This window comes from Sporanaerobacter sp. PP17-6a (genome assembly GCF_900095615.1).
GTDB classification, from domain to species: domain Bacteria; phylum Bacillota; class Clostridia; order Tissierellales; family Acidilutibacteraceae; genus Acidilutibacter; species Acidilutibacter cellobiosedens.
In genome coordinates this window covers 42,538-59,402 of record NZ_FMIF01000007.1, presented here as the reverse complement: position 1 = coordinate 59,402, position 16,865 = coordinate 42,538, and the positions used below count along the sequence as shown (strand labels likewise).

Below are 16,865 nucleotides of genomic sequence, written 5' to 3'. Positions count from 1 at the left end.
TTATGAAAAAGGCTTCTATTGAAACACCGATAAATTAAAACGGCCTTTTTTAGGAACCTATTTAAGGTTAAGTTTACATTAAGTTTTTCTATGACTTATAGGTGTGCTTTCGTGTTAATAAAGGGGATGATAAAAATATGTTGTAACGATATTATAAGAAAAATTATTCACAGTAATTTAATAATAAAAGGAGAGATAAGCATGAAAAATAGAATAAGATTAATTTTATTGATATTGGTATTGGCTTTAATGTTTGCAGGTTGCTCAAAAGAAACTTCAAAGGAAGAAAGTGTACCCGAATCCGGTGAAAAATCTTCTGATTCTGCTGAAAAATTGGCTGACAAGCAAGAATTGAACTGGGTTATTTCAAGTGAATTGCCTACTGCAGATTCTGTTAAATCTTATGATACATTGAGTTCTTCCCAAATTGAAATATTTGCAGAAGGTTTATATAAAATTGACGGAGATAATAAAACCGTTCCAGTAGAGGCAGAAGGGGATCCTCAAATCAGTGAAGACGGTTTGGTGTACACTATTAAACTTAAGGATAATTTGAAATGGGCAAACGGAGATCCATTGACCGCTAAAGACTATGTTTTTGCATGGAGACGGTTATTTGCACCGGAAACGGCGGCCCAAAGCGCAAGTACATTTTTCAACATAAAGAATGCCAAAGCAATTAATGAAGGGACAAAAGATCCTTCGGAATTAGGAGTTGAAGCCGTCAGTGATACGGAACTCAAAGTAACCCTTGAATATCCGGATACGTATTTTACATCTTCATTATCATCTGTAAATTTATTTCCTCAGAATGAAGCATTTGCAACATCTAAGGGGGAAGCATACGGAACAACAAGTGAAAATACTTTAGGAAATGGCCCCTTTGTCCTGAAAGACTGGGATGGTACAGGTCTTACATGGAATTATCAAAGGAATGAAAATTATTGGGATAAGGATAATATAAAACTTAATAAAATCAATATTCAGGTTGTTAAAGAAACGGGAACTGGAATTAATCTGTACGAATCAGGAGCTATTGACGCTACATCTTTATCTGGAGATTATATCAGTCAGTATATAAATAATGATGACTTTCTTTCGGTACTTACTCTGACAGATTCTAATCTTGAATTTGGCATAAGTTCAAGCCCCACTCTGCAAAATGAAAATTTCAGAAAGGCAATTTCACTGGCAATCAATAGAGATGAGTTGGTAAACAACATACTTGTCGATGGCTCAAGACCTTTAACGGGAATTATTCCTAAAGGAATTGCGACGAATCCAGATACAGGGAAGGATTTTTCGGATGAAGCAGGTGTCTTGGTAAAAACGGATGTTGAGGAAGCGAAAAAACTGTGGGAAAAGGCTAAAAGCGAATTGGGAGTGGAAAAAGTTGAATTGACGTTAATCACCAGTGATACGGAAGGAGCCAAAAGAACGGGGGAATATTTGCAAAGTCAATTAGAGACTAATTTATCGGGACTGACTATTAATTTGAGCAATGTTCCCGCAAAAGTTCGTTTTGAAAAGATGATGGCTTATAATTTTGATTTGGCTCTCGGCGGTTGGACTGGAGATTTTGATCCGGTTAGTTACTTGAATCTGTTTTTCTCAACATATGAACATAATCACGGGCAGTATAAAGACTCCAAATATGACGCGCTAATTACAAAGATTAAAACTGATGATTCAACAGATCCTCAAAAAAGATGGAAGGATTTGCAGGAGGCACAGAAATATATTTTGAGTAAGGCAGTTGTTGCTCCTTTATACCAGGGAGCGTCAAGTTATTTGATAAACCCAAAGGTTAAAGGAATCGTTACTCACAACTTAGGTACTCCATTAGAGATTACCCATGCTTATATTGTTAAATAATATACCAATTAATTTTAGATTATCAGGTAAAGTCTATTTTAAAAATAGACTTTACCTAACTTTAGAAATATGAAATAACAACAAAAAGAAAGGTGCAGATAAATATGAGTAATTTTTTCAGATTTATTTTAAAAAGGGTAGTTTATATGCTGATAACACTTTTTCTTATTAGTTCGTGTACGTTTTTGCTGATGAATTTTTTGCCGGGAACTCCCTATAACAATGAAGCAAAGTTAACAAATAAGCAACGGGAAATTATGAATAAAAGATATGGATTAAATAAACCTTTGGTGAAACGTTATATAATTTATATGTCCGGTGCGGTTCGAGGAGATTTTGGCATTTCGCTACAGTTTGGCGACCAACCGGTCAAGTCCATATTGGCTAAACGCATTGGTCCGTCACTTCAATTAGGGGCACAAGCCATGATTTTGGGAACTACCGTAGGAATTATTTTAGGGACGGTTGCAGCTATGTTTCAAAACAGCTTTATAGATGGGATTGCATCTTTGTCGGCTATTATCGGACGATCTGTTCCCAATTTTGTATTTGCGGTTCTTCTGCAGCTTTTGTTTGCCGTATATTTAAAGTGGTTTCCCATTGCTTTATGGAACGAAGGATTTTTATCAACGGTTCTGCCGACTGTTGCTTTGTCCATTTCACCGATGGCAGATTCTGCTCGTTTTATTCGTACTGAAATGATTGAAGTATTGAATAGTGATTATATTGAGTTGGCAAGGGCGAAAGGGATGAGTGAATGGAGAGTTGCCTTCAAACATGGGTTAAGAAATGCCTTAATTCCATTGATTACAATATTGGGACCTATGTCTGTAAGTTTGATGACCGGGTCGTTGGTAGTTGAAAATATTTTTGCTATTCCGGGCATCGGAGAACAGTTTGTTAAGTCCATTATGACCAATGATTATTCTACAATTATGGCAGTAACCATGCTTTATTCCACATTGCTTGTTACTATAATTTTATTGGTGGATATTCTGTATGGAATTGTTGATCCTCGAATCAGAGTAGGAGGGGGAGAATACTAATGGATGAACTAATAGATAAAAAAGATGAAAATAAAAATTTATATTCCGAAATTCCGTCATCATATTTTACGCCGTTAGATGAAACTTATCACTTTGACAATGAGCGTATAGCTGCACCATCCTTGTCGTTTTATCAGGACGGATGGCGACGTCTGAGAAAAAATAAAGCGGCTGTGGTTTCAATGGTTATTTTATTGCTGATTATATCAATTGAAATTGTTTCTATATGGTATACCCCTCATGATCCCAATTTACAAAATGTTCCTCATGCTAATTTACCTCCCCGTATTCCTCACGTTAATATTAACGGGTTTAACGGGAAGGCCAAGATATCGGGAGAATGGGTTGATAAATATGAACTTGCCCATGTTCCTCATGATGTCAATTATTATTTCGGAACAGATGCTTTTGGCAGAGATTTATTATCCCGGGTATTGGCAGGAACACGGATTTCATTGCTTATCGCTTTAGCTGCGGCTTTTTTTGATTTGTTAATAGGAATAACATATGGATTGGTTTCGGGATGGAAAGGCGGCAGTGTGGATATAATCATGCAGCGTATTTTGGAAATAATCTCCGGAATTCCCACGTTGGTCGTGGTGATACTGATGCTTTTATTTATTAGACCGGGAGTGACTTCCATTATTGTTGCCATGGGTTTAACAGGCTGGATTACAATGGCTCGAGTTGTCCGTGCCGAAACATTGAAATTAAAAGATCAGGAGTTTGTGCTTGCTGCCAGGACCCTCGGGGAATCGTCTTTAAATATTGCAGTCAGTCATATTTTGCCGAATTTGAGTGGCATTATTATAGTTCAGACAATGTTTACTATTCCCAGTGCAATTTTTTTTGAAGCTTTTCTGAGCTTTATTGGGGTTGGAATGCGTGCTCCCAATGCATCATTGGGAACATTGCTAAATGAAGGATATAAGACATTTAGATTTTTGCCTCATCTTATGTGGTTTCCTGCTGCTGCTATTTGCATAATTATGATTACATTTAATTTGTTGGCGGACGGGCTCCGTGATGCATTTGATCCGAAGATGAAAGATTAGGAGGGTTAAGATGAGTGAAAAAATATTAGAAATCAATAATTTGCATGTTTCGTTTCAAACATATGCAGGGAAAGTACAGGCCGTAAGAGGGGTATCTTTAACATTGAATAAAGGAGAAACTTTGGCTCTTGTGGGAGAATCCGGTTCGGGAAAATCCGTGACATGCAGAAGCATTATGGGATTGCTTTCAAAAAATGGCAGTATTGATTGCGGGCAAATAATTTTTGACGGAAAGGATTTATTATCAAAGACCAATAGAGAGATGCAGAATATTCGCGGAAAAGAAATAGCAATGGTTTTTCAAGATCCGATGACTTCCTTAAATCCAACTATGACTGTTGGTAAACAGGTAGCAGAGCCTGTTATTTTACATCAAAAATTGAGTAAATCGGAAGCTATGAAAAAAGCATTGGAATTGTTTCGGTTAGTAGATATTCCTGAACCCGAAAAGCGTTTAAAATATTATCCTCATCAGTTCTCCGGAGGGCAACGACAACGTATTGTAATTGCTATCGCATTAGCTTGCAATCCTAAGATATTAATCGCAGATGAACCGACCACTGCTCTGGATGTGACTATTCAGGCTGAGATTTTAGACTTGATGAAGAGTATTCAAAAGAAAGTAGCGACTTCAATAATATTTGTTACTCATGATTTAGGGGTAGTTGCTAATATTGCAGACAGAGTTGCCGTAATGTATGGAGGTAAGATTGTGGAAATAGGAACTGTTGATGAAATATTTTATAACCCTCAACATCCGTATACTTGGGGATTGCTGCGTTCAATGCCGACATTGGATAACGAGGAGGATAGCTTGTATGCTATTCCCGGAAGTCCGCCGGATCTGCTGGATCCTCCCCAAGGAGATATTTTTGCGCAGCGAAATCAGTATGCTTTAACCGTTGATGAGTATTATGAACCGCCGATGTTTAAAATATCTCAAACTCATTATGCTTCAACGTGGCTTTTGGATTCACGGGCTCCTGAAATAAAGATTCCTCAATCTATTGTAGCTCGTCAGCAGTATTTTAAATTTAAAAAACAAAGTTTTAAAGATAAGAGGGGTTAACAAAATGAATACTAACAATGAAATTTTACGAGTTGAAAAATTGAAAGAGTATTTCAGGTCCAATGGTAATAATATTGTAAAAGCAGTGGATAATATTAGTTTTAATATATTTGAAGGTGAGACTTTTGGTTTAGTCGGGGAATCAGGGTGTGGAAAATCAACAACAGGCAGAACTATTATACAATTATATAGACCGACCTCCGGTAAGATTTATTTTAACGGTGTTGATCTTTCTACAATCCATAGCAAGAAAGATTGGCTTCAGTTTCGACGTGATGTACAAATGATATATCAGGACCCTTACGCATCTCTCAATCCACGAAAGAAGGTAAGGGATATTATTGCTGAAGGAATTAAAGTCCATGGATTATCAAAGAATAAAGATGACTGCGATGAACAAGTCAATGAATTACTTATGACTGTTGGCTTAAATTCTGATCATGCAAATAGATATCCTCATGAATTGTCGGGAGGACAACGACAGAGAATAGGAATTGCCAGAGCATTATCGGTACGGCCTAAATTTATTATATGTGACGAACCTATATCGGCTTTGGATGTATCAATACAGGCACAAATCGTAAATCTGCTGAAAAAATTGCAGAAAGAAAAACACTTGACTTATTTGTTTATAGCTCATGATTTATCTATGGTAAAATATATCAGTAATCGTATAGGTGTTATGTATCAAGGTAAACTTGTAGAGCTTGGAAATGCAAAGGAGATCTATCAATTTCCATTGCATCCGTATACGGAAAGCCTTCTGTCGGCTATACCGCTGCCGGATCCGGATTATGAACGGCAACGAAATCGTATTGTTTTTAACAATTTGGTACAAACAGAAACGAGCCAACTTCGTGAAATAATTCCCGGGCATTATGTCTATTGTGATATTGCTGATATCCCTGCTTATCAAAAAAAATACCAACTGTTGTTATCTGATTCAACTAAAGAGGGATAGTTGGAAGAGTCGCCAAAACTAAATGTTTTGACGACTTCCTATGGTTATTTTCTTCTGTTGTTAAGCAACTTCCCTTTTTCATAGTATCCCTTCATTATATTATCCGGAACAAGGCTTCCTCCCGTTGCCCAACATATATGAGTAGAGTTTTTCAGATATTCTTCTCCATATTCTTTTGATATAAGAGCAGGTCCCGGGAATCCGGCCAGGGCAGAAGGTTCCAGATATATTTTTTCTTCTTCTGCCAATGCTGCCAAAAATCTATATAATTGGTTGTCTTCAACGGTAAACTCACCGTCTAATATGGGATCCATTATCTTCCCTACAAGGCCTGAAGGTCTCCCTACAGCTAATCCGTCGGCTTCCGTTTTATTATCCAATCCGAAATCTTTAACGGAGATTTGGTTATGAAGTCCGGTAATAAGTCCTAAAAGCATTGCCGGAGAATGGGTTGGTTCTGCAAAGAAGAGATGAGCATTGTCCTTGTATATGAGCTTTAATCCGTAAGCTATTCCTCCCGGGCCCCCGCCTACGCCGCAAGGGAGATATACAAATAAAGGGTGATCTCTATCCACTGGAATATTCATCTTTTTTAGTTGTTCTCTTAGTCTGAAGGCTCCTACAGCATATCCTAAGAAAAGGTCCTTAGAATTTTCATCATCGATGAACATGCTTTTGGGATCTTCATTAGAAAGTTTTCTTCCTTCTTCTACGGCTTTTGAATAGTCGGAAGAATATTCCACTACATTTACTCCTTTGCTTCTCAATAATTCTTTTTTCCATTGTTTTGCATCGGCAGACATATGAACTTTTACCTTAAATCCTAATTGAGCACTCATTATGCCTATACTTAGGCCTAGATTTCCCGTACTTCCCACCTGTATGGTGTAGTCGGAAAAGAAATTTTTGAATTCATCGCTATAGAATTTGGAATAGTCATCATCTTTTTTTATTAACCCGTTTTTTAATGCCAAATCTTCTGCCCTTTTAAGTACTTCGTATATCCCGCCCCTTGCTTTTATGGAACCTGCGATGGGAAGCTGGTTGTCACATTTTATATACAATTTTCCGTATATTTTTTCTTTTATATCCTCTTTCGCTCTGCTTTTCATTTTAGGGATCTCAATTAATGGGGATTCAATGATTCCATTAGTTGATTTAGTTTCCGGAAATGCCTTAATTAAATAAGGAGCAAACCTTTTTAATCTTTCTTCCGCATCTTTTATTTCTTCCTCTTTTATCTCTAAAGCATCTGATATCTCACTGAAATTTTTTTTATGAGAATTGATCCAAAGTACCTTCTTAAGAGTTTTTATATTTTTAACGGTTTCCAGGTATTCCTTTGGAATCTCAATACTGTTTTCCATCACTACCACCCTTTCTTATCTATATAATTATATAATACCACAAAAATTATATAAATAATTGTATATCGGATTCCAAAGCATTTTTTAAATATTCTTCGGCAGTGATTATTTTTACCTCCTTCAAGAGTTCATCTTCCTTAAAGCCCATTATCTCTAAGGAAAGTTTACAACCGTATAGTTTGACACCCTTTTTTATGGCTCCATTTAAAAAATCGACGATAGAAGGTGTATCATTTTCTTCCATCATCTCCAACAACATTTTTTTCCCCACTCCGGCAAAATTCATCTTTGATAAAGGAGATTCTTCTATTCCTTTGGGAGTAAGATTGGCAAACATCTTTTCATAGGCACTTTTATCTTCATCGCTTATTTTTTTAGGATCTCTGACAAGGCATAAACCCCAGAATGTAAAAAACATGGTTACATCTATTCCCATTTGTTTTCCTGAGTTGGCAAGAATAAGAGCTGCTAATGCCTTATCATATTCACCACTGAACATAAGGATATTCATTTTTTTGTTCATAAAAAAGCCTCCTTTTTACTATTTTTAGTAATAAAGGAGGTTTTTATACTTGCCCTTGTAGTATTGTATATTAGAACTTATTTCAGTTAAAAAATCTATAAGAATATCTACTTCTTCATAAGTATTGTATAACCCAAAACTTATTCTTACTATTCCAGGTCGGGAAATATAGGAATTCGGTAAAATATTAAGAAGTCTTTGCACATAAGGTTGAGCACAAAAGCAGCCGTTTCTTACTGATATTCCCCTTTCTTCCGATAAAATTCTCGCAAGGATTTCATGAGGTATTCCTTCTATGTTAAATGGTATTATGGAAATTTTATTATTAAAATCTAAGTCACAATAAAGGATTATATGAGGAATATTTTTCATTTTCGTAATACAGTAGTAAGTAAGGTTTAATTCATAATTATCGATATTCTCCATTCCTAAAGATTCAAGGGTTTTTATACTGTTTGACAAGGCTACTGCTCCCATTACATTTGGAGTGCCTGCTTCTTCTTTTTCTGGAGGCTCTGTCCAGAATACAGAATCATCTGATACAAAAGAAATTGTTCCTCCCCCGGGGTATTCCGGACTGCCTTTTTCAAACAATTTTTTCGGACCAATAAGTACTCCTGTTCCAAAAGGAGCATACATTTTGTGGGCAGAAAAGGTCAGATAGTCAATGTGTTCTAAGGAATCAGAACTTTTCATGTCTATAGGGTGATGAGGCACAAGCTGTGCTCCGTCAACCAATATTTTTCCTCCTTGATCATGTACTAATCTTGCAATTTCATGGATAGGATTTGTATACCCTGTGACATTAGATGCTCCCGTTATTGCCATTAATTTTATTTTGCCCCTGTATCTTTTGAGCTTTTCATTTAAATCATATATGGAGAGTCTTCCGCATTTATCTGTTTCTACATATTCGGTAGGGTATTTTAACCTCCAAGGGAGAAGATTTGAATGATGTTCCATACGTGTTGTTAAGACTATTCCGCCTTCTATTTCTTCCTTAATTCTATAAGATAATTTGTTTATACATTCAGTAGTATTTTTTAAAAATATAACTGTATCATTATCCTTATCCCCATTAACAAAATTCAGCACATCATTTCTTGCTTGATCATAATATTCAGAAGAAATTTCGGATTTGTATCCCGTACCTCGATGAATTGAAGAATACCAAGGAGAAAAGCTATTGATTTCTTTCATCACAGAACGGAAAGGGGGAGTAGTGGCGGCATTGTCAAAATTGATGGGAGTAGTATAGATGTCATTATTTAAAGGAATTTTTACATTTAGCCCATGAACCAAATTTCTATACACAATATCACCTTCTTTTCTCTGTAATATTATATTTAATATAATATTAATTGTGATAAGGATAGAGTAAAATTATTTCTGTATATGTATAGAAATATTGAATATTTATGATAAAATAATATATATAAGGTTTACTTGGAGGAAAATATATGGAGAAAGTTAATAAAAAAAGTTTGTATGCGGATATTTCAATGATAGTTGTAGCACTAATCTGGGGAAGCAGTTTTGTAGTAACCAAAAATGTATTGGATCATATAACTCCTTTGTATATGCTTGCTTTTAGATTTATAATTGCCTCTGCTTTATTAATTTTAATTTTTTTCAAGAAAGTTAAAAAAACTAAGAGGGATGATTTAACGGCAGGATTTATAATAGGAATATTTCTTTTTTTGGCTTTTTTGGCTCAAACTGTCGGAATTGAATATACTACGGCAGGAAAAAATGCTTTCATTACTGCAAGCAATGTGGTAATAGTTCCATTTTTGTACTGGCTGACAAGCAGAAAGAAACCTAATATTTATGAAGTTATAGGAGCAATATTATGCTTTGTAGGCATAGGGGTACTGAGTCTCGATGCGAATTTAACTATGGGCTTGGGAGATTTGCTTACACTGATAGGTGGTTTTTTTTATGCCTGCCATATTGTATCGGTAGGATATTATTCTAAAAAACATGACCCTATACTTCTTACAATATTTCAATTTTCAGTTACGGCAATTTTATCTTTAATTTTTGCATTAATTTTTGAGCCGAAGGTTTCGTCGGTTACAGGAGAAATGATTTTTCCGATAGTTTATTTAGCATTATTTAGTACATTAATAGGTTTTTTGATTCAAAATGTGGCTCAGAAATATACGTCTTCTACTCATGCCGCTATTATACTTAGTATGGAATCGGTATTCGGAAATATATTCTCCATTATATTTTTAAAGGAAGCACTTTCTGTAAGACTTTTTATAGGATGTTTATTAATATTGATTTCCGTTATTACAACGGAAACTAAATGGAGTTTCTTGAGAAAAGAAATTGCGGAAAAATAGTGGCATTGCCACTATTTTTCTGTATTTTTACGATAATTTGCCATTATTTCCGCGAATATTTCGCCACAGGATGGTGGAGTATAGGTAATTGCATTGGCTCCGGCTTCTATGGTTTCTAAAATCGATTCTTCCGTCGGACCTCCCGTAGCAATTATGGGGAGTTCTCTTGAATAGTCATTTCTGATCTTTTTAACAATTTTAGCTGTTTCAGCACCGCCGGAAACATTTAATATTCTTGCTCCGGCTTCAATTTTTCTTTTATAATCATCATATTCCGATACTATGGTACATATTATTGGGATATCTATTGTATTGAACATCGCACTTATTACTTCAATACTTGTAGGAGCATTTACTACTACACCATAGGCACCCATCAGCTCTGCCTGCCATGCTATAGCAATGGATCTTTTTCCTGTGGTAATTCCACCTCCTACACCTACGAACACAGGTACCGGAGCAACCTCTAATAATGCCTGAGTGATAGAAAGCTGAGGAGTAAATGGATATACTGCTATTATGGAATTAGCATTGGTATTTTTGATTATAGCAATATCTGTTGAGAATAAAAGAGACTTTATTCTTGTGCCTAATACTTTAATTCCACTTGCCTTGTATATTACCGGAGGAACTTCAATAATTTTACTTCTAAGTTTTGATTTTACTTCTGGGATGAATTTTTCCATTTCTATACCTCCCATCTAAATGAATAAGTAAGTTTATCTAATTATAAATACCCTAAATTATATTTAGATAAACTTATTTATATATAAATTATTCTTCTGAAATTTTATTAAGTTCATAGGAATATCCTATTTCATCTTAATTATTTTCAATATAAAATGAGTTTTGAAAATGGCTTTCTTGATTTGTGCTGAAATAGCATAATCGAATTGAAATTTTCAAAGGAATATAATATTATATGATTATGAGGATATAACAAACAGACGGTTTATTTTAATTTATAAATGTAAGGGGTGATGAATTGGATTCATTTTATTTAAAAACTATTGCTATTATAACTATGCTTATTGATCACATAGGGGCAGTGCTTTTTCCCGATGTGATATGGCTTAGGATGGTAGGAAGATTAGCTTTTCCTATATTTGCTTATCTCATTTCAGAAGGCTATTTTAAGACGAAAGATGTGAAAAAATACATGTTGAGGCTTTTTATATTTGCACTTATTTCTCAGATTCCGTTTTATTTTGCTTTCAGAGAAGGATTTTATTTGAATGTTTTTTTCACTTTATTTTTAGGACTGTATGCTATTTACAAATATGATCAGACCAAAAATTACTGGGTAGTATTTGGAGTAGGAATGTTGGCTTATTTTTTAAATACTGATTATAATATATACGGAATAATCATGATTTTTTTGTTTTATAAGTTCCACGATAATTTTAAAAGGATGGCTGTCAGCCAGGTCTGGTTAAACCTTCTTTATTTAGGGATTCCTATTTTAGTGATGTTTTTAAGAGGCGGGAAGATGACACCTTCAATGATTGGATATCAGCTTATACAGGGATTATGTTTAATTTCCTTGATCTTTATAAATTATTATAATGGAGAAAAGGGATATAGTTTGAAATATGTGTTTTATTCATTTTACCCGGTACATTTAGGAGTGCTGGCATTGATAAGTTATTTAAAATAAGATAGATAAAAGATATTCTAAATAATATTTTGTAAATATAAAAAGAAATAAAGCATGTTTGTCGAAATATATAAGGGATAAAAATTTTTATGTTTAAATGCCCGGGGGTGAAGGTGTGACAAAAGATGAGCTGGAGTATATAATCCCTTTTAAAAATTTAGATGATTTGTTCAATTGTTACAGCAATATATTTAAAAAATCTTTTTTATTGGTAGATGAATCTGGGAATATATTAGTTAGATCAGGTGTAATCGAAGATTATAAAAAGGCCCTTTTATTTAATCTGAATAAAATAAATGAGGAAAAAGAAAAAAATGTAAGTATCTTGTTTAAGAACAAAGAAGACGCAATAATAGTTTTGCCTCTATTTGAAAATTACAAACATTTTGCCACTCTTATATCAGGAATTTTTGATGTAAAGGATTTAAAGAAGGAAATAAGAGCTCAGCTTAAGGGAAAAGAAAACTATTTTTGTTATGCTGATCATAAAGAAGCATTGTTTGAAAAAGAGAACGATAGGTTATTACTATGTATATTGGATAATATGAGTTCTATTATTATAGATATTTATAAGAACAGTACGAAGTTAAAAAAATTAGAAAAAATTGAAGACAAACTTTTTTCTTGGAGTTCAAGACCTAAGAGCTTTACGACTGCTGAAACATATAAAGAGGGAGACAGTTTTGAACTAAAAATTAAAGAAAACCTTGCAGATGCTATAAAAAATGAGGAATTTGTTCTTTTTTATCAGCCGGTAGTTGATATGAAAACAGGAAGAATATCTTCTTTGGAAGCATTAGTCAGATGGAACAGCCCGATCTTCGGATTCATGCCGCCGTTAGAATTTATTCCTATCTGTGAAAAAACAGGATTGATAAAACCTTTAGGGAATTGGATATTGAACCGGGCAATGGAAGATGGGAAAAAGATTTGTGAAAATTTAGAATATCCCATGGATATAGCGGTGAATGTTTCAGCCGTACAGTTTGAAGGTGAGGATTTTGTTTCCGTAGTAAAGAAGAATTTGGAAGAAACGAAATTTGATCCCACTCGTTTGTATATAGAGATAACGGAAAGTTCTCTTATACTTTCCCTGGATAATATATTAAATATCCTTAAGGAATTAAAGAATATGGGAATAAGAATTCTTCTTGATGATTTCGGAACGGGTTATTCATCTTTAAATTATCTTGAGAACTTGCCTATTGACGGAGTAAAAATAGATAAATCTTTTATAAGCAAAATTGAAGAGGTTAATTATAAAAAATCTATTTTAAGTTCAATTATATCCTTAGTTAAAAAGATGAATTTAGATGCCATTGTAGAAGGCGTAGAAGAAGAAAGCCAGCTTCGATATTTGGAAGAGTGCAGCTGTACAAAAGTTCAAGGATATCTATTCAGTAAGCCTATACCTATAACTGAATTGCATACCTTGTTTGATAAAAAAATTATTATATAAAAAATAGCTACCTTTGACATATGAAGTGCACCTTCAAATGTTAGACGAAAATCTAATGTTTGAAGGTGTATTTTTTATAACCCATAGGAAAATATTAAAAAAAATATACTTGAAAAAGTGTACCTATAGTTGTATTATGTATATAGATACAATAATAAAAATCTATATAATGTACCGGTACAGTACTGATAATAAAATGGGGAGATGGATGAGGTGAAGAATGACAGACTTATTTTAATTACAAGGTATGCAGTAATGCTTGCTATTACCGTTGTTATGACTATGATTATACATATTCCTATATTGGGAACCAAAGGATATTTAAATTTGGGAGATATGGTGGTGTTTTTGGCGGCTGTTATGTTTGGAAAAAAGGGAGGATTTGTAGTTGGCGGACTGGGATCGGCTCTCGCCGATATTCTGCTGGGATATAGCTATTATGCTCCTATTACTTTTGTGGTAAAGGGATTGGAGGGATTTTTCTGTGCGGCATTATTGGAAACAAAAACGGGAAAGAAATTACCTTTTCTGCCCATGATCATAGGTGGTGTATGGATGGCATTGGGATACTATATAGCAGAGATATTCATGTATGGAGCGAAAGCTGCTCTCATATCCATGCCTGCCAATTTGATTCAGGGAGTAGTAGGTGCAGTGTTGGCAATAGCACTTAAAACCGCTTTGAAAAAAACGAGGATATTTAATTTATAAAAAGGGCTTCTATCGAAGCAGTATAAATTAAGAAAACCTTTTTTGAAACCCATTTGATGAAAAATGTATACAACAGGATTTTCCTATGAGTTAATAAAGAATCGAGAGCTCAATAAATGCTCTCGATTCTTTATTAATCTTTAATTGCTTATTTCTTTTAGTTTGTTGTAAATATTTCCGTTATGAGTTTTGGAAGCTATTTTAAATCCTAAATTTCCTAATAGTGAAGCAATCCATAGTCCAAGTCTTCTCATACCTGCATCAAAACCGAAATATTTAAAAATCTTAAAAGAAGACGCAAAGGAATAAAAAGATTTTACTGCATGGAAAAATTCATTTTGAAGATCCCAAGGCGACATTTTTTTGGGAACAAAATTAACAACCATCATGTCAAATGATTCCCAGTCGTTATCCAGCATGCGGTTCTCTTTAACTAATTGTTCATATAGTGGAGTCTTAGGGTATGGAGTTAAAATTGCAGGCTGAAGTTGATAGGCATTTATATTTTTACAGAAATTAACGCTTCTTTTGATGTCTTCTTGATTGTCAGTATCAAGGCCTAACACTATACTTGCTATTAATTTAATTTTGTGTTTTAAAAGAGCCGCGGCACATTCTTCAATATCAGAAATCTTTTGTTTTTTGTTTATATAATCCAGAGATTCCTGGTTCAAGGATTCTATACCTACGAGAACTCTGTTTAAATGAGCGCGATGAAGCAAATCCAACAGTTCTTCATCATTTGCCATATCCGTTCTTCCGAAGAAAAATGTTTCTTTAAATACTAAATTGTTTTCAATCATTTTTCTCAATATTTCCTTGGCCCTGTCCTTATCTGCTGTAAAATTGTCGTCTTCAAAATTTACATATTTAAATCCCAGCTTCTTATATAGCCTCAGTTCTTCTATGACATTGTCCGGACTCCTCTTTCTATAGGGATGAAACATTCTCGATGTTGTACAAAATATACAGCTGAAAGGGCACCCTCTGGATGTCATTACGTTGGCAGCACTGCATGGTGTTTTCAAAAGAGTATAATCGGGAAACGGAATTTCGTCTAAATTTTCCACATAGGGAGAATAAACTATTTTGTCTGTTATTTTTCCCTCTGCAATATCGGAGATTACCTTTTCTGCTTCTCCGACCACAACTTGGTCGGCATGTTTAATAGCTTCTTCCGGTACGCCTGATGCGTGCATTCCTCCGATTACAACTTTTTTGTTTTTTGATTTAAAGTAATCGCCTATCTCATAAGCACGGGTAGAATTTGATGTCATTGTATAGAGCATAATAATATCCGCATCTAAAAATTTGTTGAAATCCAATGTGTTATAAAGCTCTTCATAAACTTCAACGTCATGACCTTTATCCTTTAAAATTTTGCCGAGTATTAAAGGGCCGGTAATTGAATTTGAATGTCCGTAAATTAGACTTCCGAATCTGTATATGGGATTTCTCCTTATAGCTGAAGTAGGCACAATAAATATTATTTTCGTATTGATCACTCTTTTCTTAAAATTATTTCTTAAAATGCCCATTCTCCATCCTTAAATATCTCCATGGATTTTCCATCCGAAGTCGTTCCCATTATATTTAAGTCACGGGAACCTATCATGAAATCCTCATGGATTAAAGAATCATTAGCTCCATGTTGTTCAAGTTCTTTCTCACTCATTTTGTCTCCACCTTTAAGACAAGGAGGGTAAGCTTTTCCGAGAGCCAAATGACAGGAGGCATTTTCATCAAATAAAGTATTTAAAAAGGTAATGTTAGACTTTGATATAGGCGAAGAAAATGGAACTAATGCAACTTCCCCTATATATTTTGCTCCATCATCTGTATTTAAAAGTTTTTTAAGAATTTCTTCTCCTTTTCTTGCATGGAAATCTACTACCCTTCCATCTTTGAATGTGAGGTTAAACCCATCAATTACATTTCCACTGTAGTTTAAAGGTTTTGTATTAAATACTATTCCATTTATGCCGGTTTTTAACGGAAGAGTAAATACTTCTTCTGTAGGCATATTCGGAACAAAAAAAGTATTGTCCTTGTTGTAATCACCGCCTCCGCACCACAAGTGATCTTCGTGAAACTCGATAGTTAAATCGGTACCGTTGGAGGAAGTATAATAAAATTTTCGAAGTTTATTTTTGTTCAAGAATTCCATTCTGTTATTTATATTTTTAATATGGTTTTCCCAAGCTTCTATGGGATCTTCTTTATCGACTCTTATCGTTTTAAATATGCTGTCCCATAATTTTTTATATGCTTCTTCCGGAGAGTTGTGAGGAAATACTTTACTTGCCCAGTTTATAGTGGGAATTGAAATTACACACCAAGTAATGAGATCGTTCATTGCATATTCCATATAGGTTTTCATTGCCATGGCGGCGGCTTTATTTCCGGTAGAAATTTTTTCAGGATCTACTCCCTTTAAAAGTTCAGGATCTGAAGAAGATATAGATAGAAATGCAGCTCCTTCTTTTGCTAAGCTTTCCATTGCATCGGCTTTCCATTTGGGAAAGTTTTCAAATACTTCCATAGGAGAATTTATGTATTTCATCCTTGTTAAAAAATCGTCATTCCAATCTACATAAACCTCCTTAGCTTTTTCTTCATAAGCAAATTTGGCTACCTGCCTTACAAAATCTACTCCTTCAATGGGAGCCTTAATAAAAAGGGTTTGTCCATGTTGCAAATTTAATCCTACCTTTACTACAACACGAGCATAATCGCTAAGCATTGTTTCAAAACTTTTCATATTATATTACCCCTCCTTTAACGTATATTT

15 protein-coding genes are annotated in these 16,865 nt (G+C 34.4%); 9 read left to right on the top strand and 6 right to left on the bottom strand.

Features of this window, described 5'->3' with window-relative positions; genetic code table 11:
• The first annotated feature begins 201 nt into the window (after positions 1 to 201).
• The 5 genes from PP176A_RS04555 to PP176A_RS04535 all read left to right on the top strand — a co-directional run bounded on the left by PP176A_RS04555 (position 202) and on the right by PP176A_RS04535 (position 6,006).
• Complete coding sequence (locus PP176A_RS04555; protein WP_071139281.1) at positions 202 to 1,875, top strand: peptide ABC transporter substrate-binding protein; 1,674 nt, start codon at positions 202 to 204, stop codon at positions 1,873 to 1,875.
• Between the two features lie 104 nt (positions 1,876 to 1,979).
• Positions 1,980 to 2,921: an oligopeptide ABC transporter permease gene (gene opp3b / locus PP176A_RS04550; protein ID WP_071139275.1), complete on the top strand. Its 942-nt coding sequence runs from the start codon at positions 1,980 to 1,982 to the stop codon at positions 2,919 to 2,921.
• A complete protein-coding gene (opp3C, locus tag PP176A_RS04545) occupies positions 2,921 to 3,976 on the top strand; it encodes an oligopeptide ABC transporter permease (RefSeq protein WP_071139274.1) in 1,056 nt (351 codons plus the stop codon). Before opp3b ends, opp3C begins: the two co-directional genes overlap by 1 nt.
• Positions 3,977 to 3,986: 10 nt before the next feature.
• On the top strand, positions 3,987 to 5,045 hold the full coding sequence (locus PP176A_RS04540) for an ABC transporter ATP-binding protein (protein ID WP_071139273.1): 1,059 nt from the start codon (positions 3,987 to 3,989) through the stop codon (positions 5,043 to 5,045).
• A 4-nt stretch (positions 5,046 to 5,049) separates the two neighbouring features.
• Positions 5,050 to 6,006 carry an ABC transporter ATP-binding protein gene (locus tag PP176A_RS04535; RefSeq protein ID WP_071139272.1) on the top strand — a complete coding sequence of 319 codons (957 nt, stop codon included), beginning with the start codon at positions 5,050 to 5,052 and terminating at the stop codon, positions 6,004 to 6,006.
• Positions 6,007 to 6,050: 44 nt separating this feature from the next.
• Here PP176A_RS04535 and PP176A_RS04530 read toward each other — a convergent pair whose 3' ends face one another.
• From PP176A_RS04530 to PP176A_RS04520, 3 genes are read right to left on the bottom strand one after another with little or no spacing between them, the layout of a single operon-like run.
• Positions 6,051 to 7,373, bottom strand: a complete 1,323-nt coding sequence (locus PP176A_RS04530) for a D-serine ammonia-lyase (RefSeq protein WP_071139271.1) — start codon at positions 7,371 to 7,373, stop codon at positions 6,051 to 6,053.
• Between the two features lie 46 nt (positions 7,374 to 7,419).
• Positions 7,420 to 7,896, bottom strand: coding sequence for a DsrE/DsrF/DrsH-like family protein (locus PP176A_RS04525; RefSeq protein WP_071139270.1), 477 nt, complete (start codon positions 7,894 to 7,896; stop codon positions 7,420 to 7,422).
• Positions 7,897 to 7,920: 24 nt separating this feature from the next.
• Positions 7,921 to 9,210, bottom strand: a complete 1,290-nt coding sequence (locus tag PP176A_RS04520) for an aminotransferase class V-fold PLP-dependent enzyme (protein ID WP_083381789.1) — start codon at positions 9,208 to 9,210, stop codon at positions 7,921 to 7,923.
• 146 nt (positions 9,211 to 9,356) lie between these two features.
• Between PP176A_RS04520 and PP176A_RS04515 the strand changes: the two genes are divergently transcribed.
• Positions 9,357 to 10,247 (top strand): DMT family transporter, encoded by an 891-nt coding sequence (locus PP176A_RS04515; protein ID WP_071139268.1) that lies wholly within the window; start codon positions 9,357 to 9,359, stop codon positions 10,245 to 10,247.
• Positions 10,248 to 10,258: 11 nt separating this feature from the next.
• Here the strand turns inward: PP176A_RS04515 and PP176A_RS04510 are convergent, their stop codons facing one another.
• Positions 10,259 to 10,933 carry a hydrolase gene (locus PP176A_RS04510; RefSeq protein WP_071139267.1) on the bottom strand — a complete coding sequence of 225 codons (675 nt, stop codon included), beginning with the start codon at positions 10,931 to 10,933 and terminating at the stop codon, positions 10,259 to 10,261.
• Between the two features lie 299 nt (positions 10,934 to 11,232).
• Here PP176A_RS04510 and PP176A_RS04505 point away from each other — a divergent pair, with 299 nt between their 5' ends.
• The 3 genes from PP176A_RS04505 (at position 11,233) to PP176A_RS04495 (ending at position 14,074) form a co-directional block, all read left to right on the top strand.
• The gene (locus tag PP176A_RS04505) at positions 11,233 to 11,904 is read left to right on the top strand and encodes a TraX family protein (RefSeq protein ID WP_200796019.1); all 672 of its coding nucleotides are present in this window, start codon (positions 11,233 to 11,235) and stop codon (positions 11,902 to 11,904) included.
• Between the two features lie 115 nt (positions 11,905 to 12,019).
• Entirely contained in the window at positions 12,020 to 13,363 is a 1,344-nt protein-coding gene (locus PP176A_RS04500) for a putative bifunctional diguanylate cyclase/phosphodiesterase (protein WP_071139265.1), read from the top strand.
• Positions 13,364 to 13,576: 213 nt separating this feature from the next.
• Positions 13,577 to 14,074 (top strand): ECF transporter S component, encoded by a 498-nt coding sequence (locus PP176A_RS04495; protein ID WP_234958802.1) that lies wholly within the window; start codon positions 13,577 to 13,579, stop codon positions 14,072 to 14,074.
• Positions 14,075 to 14,214: 140 nt separating this feature from the next.
• Here the strand turns inward: PP176A_RS04495 and PP176A_RS04490 are convergent, their stop codons facing one another.
• Both PP176A_RS04490 and PP176A_RS04485 read right to left on the bottom strand, forming a co-directional pair.
• Complete coding sequence (locus PP176A_RS04490) at positions 14,215 to 15,612, bottom strand: B12-binding domain-containing radical SAM protein (protein ID WP_083381787.1); 1,398 nt, start codon at positions 15,610 to 15,612, stop codon at positions 14,215 to 14,217.
• Positions 15,600 to 16,835 (bottom strand): aminopeptidase, encoded by a 1,236-nt coding sequence (locus tag PP176A_RS04485; RefSeq protein WP_071139263.1) that lies wholly within the window; start codon positions 16,833 to 16,835, stop codon positions 15,600 to 15,602. The genes PP176A_RS04490 and PP176A_RS04485 overlap by 13 nt, the downstream gene beginning before the upstream one ends.
• Between the last annotated feature and the right edge of the window lie 30 nt (positions 16,836 to 16,865).

Coding starts and splice junctions, on each gene's coding strand:
- PP176A_RS04555 (WP_071139281.1), top strand. CDS start 202: ATGAAAAATAGAATAAGATTAATTTTATTGATATTGGTATTGGCTTTA.
- opp3b (WP_071139275.1), top strand. CDS start 1,980: ATGAGTAATTTTTTCAGATTTATTTTAAAAAGGGTAGTTTATATGCTG.
- opp3C (WP_071139274.1), top strand. CDS start 2,921: ATGGATGAACTAATAGATAAAAAAGATGAAAATAAAAATTTATATTCC.
- PP176A_RS04540 (WP_071139273.1), top strand. CDS start 3,987: ATGAGTGAAAAAATATTAGAAATCAATAATTTGCATGTTTCGTTTCAA.
- PP176A_RS04535 (WP_071139272.1), top strand. CDS start 5,050: ATGAATACTAACAATGAAATTTTACGAGTTGAAAAATTGAAAGAGTAT.
- PP176A_RS04530 (WP_071139271.1), bottom strand. CDS start 7,373: ATGGAAAACAGTATTGAGATTCCAAAGGAATACCTGGAAACCGTTAAA.
- PP176A_RS04525 (WP_071139270.1), bottom strand. CDS start 7,896: ATGAACAAAAAAATGAATATCCTTATGTTCAGTGGTGAATATGATAAG.
- PP176A_RS04515 (WP_071139268.1), top strand. CDS start 9,357: ATGGAGAAAGTTAATAAAAAAAGTTTGTATGCGGATATTTCAATGATA.
- PP176A_RS04510 (WP_071139267.1), bottom strand. CDS start 10,933: ATGGAAAAATTCATCCCAGAAGTAAAATCAAAACTTAGAAGTAAAATT.
- PP176A_RS04490 (WP_083381787.1), bottom strand. CDS start 15,612: ATGGGCATTTTAAGAAATAATTTTAAGAAAAGAGTGATCAATACGAAA.
- PP176A_RS04485 (WP_071139263.1), bottom strand. CDS start 16,835: ATGAAAAGTTTTGAAACAATGCTTAGCGATTATGCTCGTGTTGTAGTA.